This window comes from Paenibacillus solani (assembly GCF_050475945.1).
Lineage (GTDB): Bacteria > Bacillota > Bacilli > Paenibacillales > Paenibacillaceae > Paenibacillus_AQ > Paenibacillus_AQ solani_A.
This window is the reverse complement of record NZ_JBCMXJ010000031.1, coordinates 1-3,903: the sequence shown is the minus strand read 5'-3', so window position 1 is coordinate 3,903 and position 3,903 is coordinate 1. Positions and strand designations below refer to the sequence as shown.

2 protein-coding genes and 1 pseudogene are annotated in these 3,903 nt (G+C 44.8%); all 3 read right to left on the bottom strand.

Annotation, left to right across the window (positions count from 1 at the left end; genetic code table 11):
• The coding region (locus ABEQ74_RS29805) for a DUF4280 domain-containing protein (RefSeq protein WP_430125957.1) at window positions 1-367 on the bottom strand (367 nt) is incomplete at its 3' end.
• 339 nt (window positions 368-706) lie between these two features.
• Complete coding sequence (locus tag ABEQ74_RS29800) at window positions 707-1,234, bottom strand: hypothetical protein (RefSeq protein ID WP_430125955.1); 528 nt, start codon at window positions 1,232-1,234, stop codon at window positions 707-709.
• Window positions 1,235-3,903 (bottom strand): annotated as a pseudogene (locus tag ABEQ74_RS29795) (hypothetical protein); the annotation flags it as partial.

Genomic DNA, 3,903 nt, shown 5'->3' with positions numbered 1-3,903 from the left:
TGATCTTTCCGCCCATCGTACAATACAGCTCCGATTCCGTCGTTAATGCAGATTGCCCTTCCACTTTTACCGATGTCTTGGTTCTAGTCCAAGGCTCTCCGGTCAGCATCAACAGACAAGGTTTTCCGCTTACTTGCCGGCCATCCGGCAGGATGAGGTGGACCTCCTCGCCGCTCGTGTTACTCGGATGAGTGCAAATTCCAAACTTGGAGATATTGATTTCTGGCTTGCAATCCGTCTCGTTCATCATTGGCTTCTCACTGACAAAAGAACCATGACTTACTGGCAGATTTATTTTCCGAGGATGGGTCCCACAATCGCAATAAATATCCGCGCCGCGGACGACATATTCACTTTGCTCCGGCATCTAAAGCTCCCTCCATCATATCTATGGAAGTGAAGATAACAAAAACAGGTCAATTACGATGGTATCTGACCATAACCAACCTGCTAGATGTATTTGAATAGCGTTATTTAGGGTATAAATTAAAAGCATTTGATGTGCGTACAACCGAAATGAAGAAATCTTTTATTCGGGTATAACAAGGTTATATTTGTTATTGGTTGAATGATAGTTTCATTCGAACTGGGTGGGGTCTAATTCATAAGCTTCGCCAATTTAACATTGTGGCAACTTAGACTATTGGTTATATTGATCTTGTTACTGAGGTTGAATGTGAGTTTACACAAATATATTGATAGACTCTTACTTTTCTTCTTCACTATCTTTTGAAAAATCCTCCTCTTCATAAGGATAATTCAGTAGTTCTAGATTTTCTTTAGTCATATACCACGTTCGATATTCATCTAGCCTACTATTTATAAATAAACCCCCGTCAATTCTCTTCAGAAATGGATATGAGGAATCATCTTCAACAACCAAATCCTGACTACTAAATTGTAATAATTTCCCGATAAGTTCAAGGAACTTTAACCAACCGATATCAAAAGTACGTGATATAAATTGGATACTAATATCAACGTTTGTATTCACACCATGCGTTTCAAGATTCAGCTTACGGTAACGTTCTATATATTCATCCTCATCATCTAAATTAATGCTCATTGAAAAATATGTACAACCAACTCTTACACATTGAGTATCAGAGTGATCCCATACTTCTGCCTCATAATCAATTAATTCTACAAATAATACTTCGCTCATCATGTTGTAGAGTAATTTACTCAATTCTTCTCTAGGCAAATTAGAACCAATAGATAGCCAAAAGTCCATTTACTCAAACCTCCAGTACGCTCTAGTTACTTGACGATCTTCGATGATCAATAGTTCATCTAAATGTTTTAAATCTTTTTTCGTTTGACTTTTTATAAATTCAATAAGCTCCGCTCTTTTTTCAACAGGATAATCATTTAAATTTAATACTATTCTTCTCGCTTGTTTTGTAGTTTTCTCTCTGAGGGTTCTGAGAACGTTGTTTAGTTTCGTATCTATATCCGGCGCATAACAATCAAAAACCTGCCTTTCAATAATGAAGTCTGGACTTTTATCAGGATCAATGCCATAACCGTTTCCACGAAAACTTCCATTGGGCGTTTCATCAAGCATCATCGTGCGGTACCCATTTTCCGCCAGCACATCCGCAGCTTCATTTTGTCTTACTAATCCTCGAGCATCTTTACCTGTAGCTTTAGCATAATCTCCTTCTGGTTTCCCTTCCTTAGGTAACGAAGGCTTCGTAATTGTTGCATTTGGCCTGATTTTAGGTGTATAAGGAATATACTTTTCACCATATAGCTTGTATTCAGAACTAGTTTTCCAGTTTACATTCTCATCACCATATTTTGAACGGAAATACTCATCCCATTCTGGTCCTGTTCTAGGTATCTTACCATCATTACTCGTCCCCCCAGAACCACTCCGTGTGTCAGGCAAACGATCTGGCCCGTTGCTTCCTTTGCCCCCATCACTACGACGATAATCTTCCATGTCAAATCTGTAAGGGGATGTACTTCCGGGACCATCAAATGCTAATCTGTTCTGAATATTCTTAAACGGATTCGGAATGTTATTGGCGAGTTCTTTCATGCTCCTTCTGATGTTGTCCTGAAGGTTTGAGTTTTTAAACCAATCCACACCGTGTTGCGTTGCCTTTTGTGCTCCAACCTTCAGAAATCCTGCTACAGGGGCTAAGGCTGCAAAACCACCGGCAAACAATGACCCATACATACCAGCTGTTACTGCATCCATAAAGTTTGGAGTCCGACCATTAATTAGTTCTGTCAGGCTATAATCGGTATAGCTACTCATAAATCCGATTCCTGCATTAGTGGCTAGTTGTCTTACCACCTGACCGGTTGTTGCAGGGACTAATGAAGTCGCCACTGATCCCCCAAACGGGCCAAATATCGCTCCTCCTATCGCACCTACGATAATTCCCGTGGCGGCACTCTCTAAATATTCCCAGCCACTACTCATTTCTCCGCGCGCGATGTCGTTGGCAACCATAGTCCCGACTGTCGCAACTGCTCCGGTTGCAGCTCCTATCAACGCTGCACCAGCTACTGCACCAGCCACTGTCCCTGCTCCGAGGGTTGCTACTGACACTGCTACGACAACGGCCACAACTGCTACGGCAACAAGAAGTTTCCCCCAGCTAAACTTCTTCTTCTTCTTTCCTTCCTGCTCCTCTTCCTTCGGTTCCTCTACCTTCGGACCTTCCCATGTCGCTGGCTCGTCATTATACTTCGGATAACTTGTCCGGTCCCGGCCATCGGAATTGACCTGGTCGCCCAGGACGTGGTACTCGCTTTCGATCGTAAAACCGCTCAGTTTGCTGAGTCTCTTGGCTACAACCATATTCGGCGTCCGGATGATGATTCGCTTGGGGGTGTAGAGGGAGATATCATCGACCGCATGAAGCGTCAGCTTCCGATGGCTGGTCAGGATGATGCCTTGTTCATCGTCGATGCTGATCTTTAACGGCTCCTGACTCCCGCTCGTGATGTTAATCGCTGTCGGCGTAATCTCCAGCTCGCTGCCGTGCTCGGTGCCAAAGTAGCGATTGTTCGGATTCCCTGTCTTGCCGCAGCTTCCACCGTTTGTCCGCACACAGCCCGTGACTTTTGCCTTGCCCCCGGCATCATTAGGAAAATACAGGGTCGCATTCGTCCCGATCTGCGGCATGCAGTACATGACATTGCCGGTTGGCGGGGTGAAGGGGAACCAGTATGCCGTTGACTTCGGCTGTTCCTTATCCATTGTTAAATGAAGCTTGACCAGCGACTCTTTGACATCTAATACTTTACCATCGACGGAAATACCGACTAATTTCTTGTTATGTATCCGGTTCTGTCTTATGCCGTTCCTGCGTGCGAGACGGTATGTGTAGATGAACTGCCCTTTATCCATGGCAGCCCGCACTTCGCTAACCACCATCTGCTTCTTTCGGAACTGCGCTTCGTTTCCGATCCGGTAACGATGTCCACTATGAATCTCATATTGGAAAAAGTCCTGATCCTGCAGCCCCTGCTGCGTCGCGTTCGCCCGTTGATATTGCAGGGTATTGTTGCTGACCGTATACGGAATATCTATCGGCAATTCGATCGATTCCAGCTTCGGCACCCCGATATGTATTCTTGGCTTTGCTTCCAATATATCACTAATGACAACCGTTTGGGAATGACTTGCGATTCGCTTCAAGAATTCCCAGTCCGTCTCATCATACTGTACGATCGGCTCACCGATTGGCTTGCCGCCCCCTTCCAATACGATCGCATCTGCACCTGAATACGGGGCAAGCACTGCCTTGATCAGAGCTTCATAGGTCATCTTCTCATTTTGGAATGAACGCCGCTTCTTCTGCACATCCAGCACCGATGTTCCCGACAGCGCTTCAAACTCCAGTGTGTATACTCCGGCGCGATGAACCGTCCGTGCTGCGG

Coding starts and splice junctions, on each gene's coding strand:
- ABEQ74_RS29800 (WP_430125955.1), bottom strand. CDS start 1,234: ATGGACTTTTGGCTATCTATTGGTTCTAATTTGCCTAGAGAAGAATTG.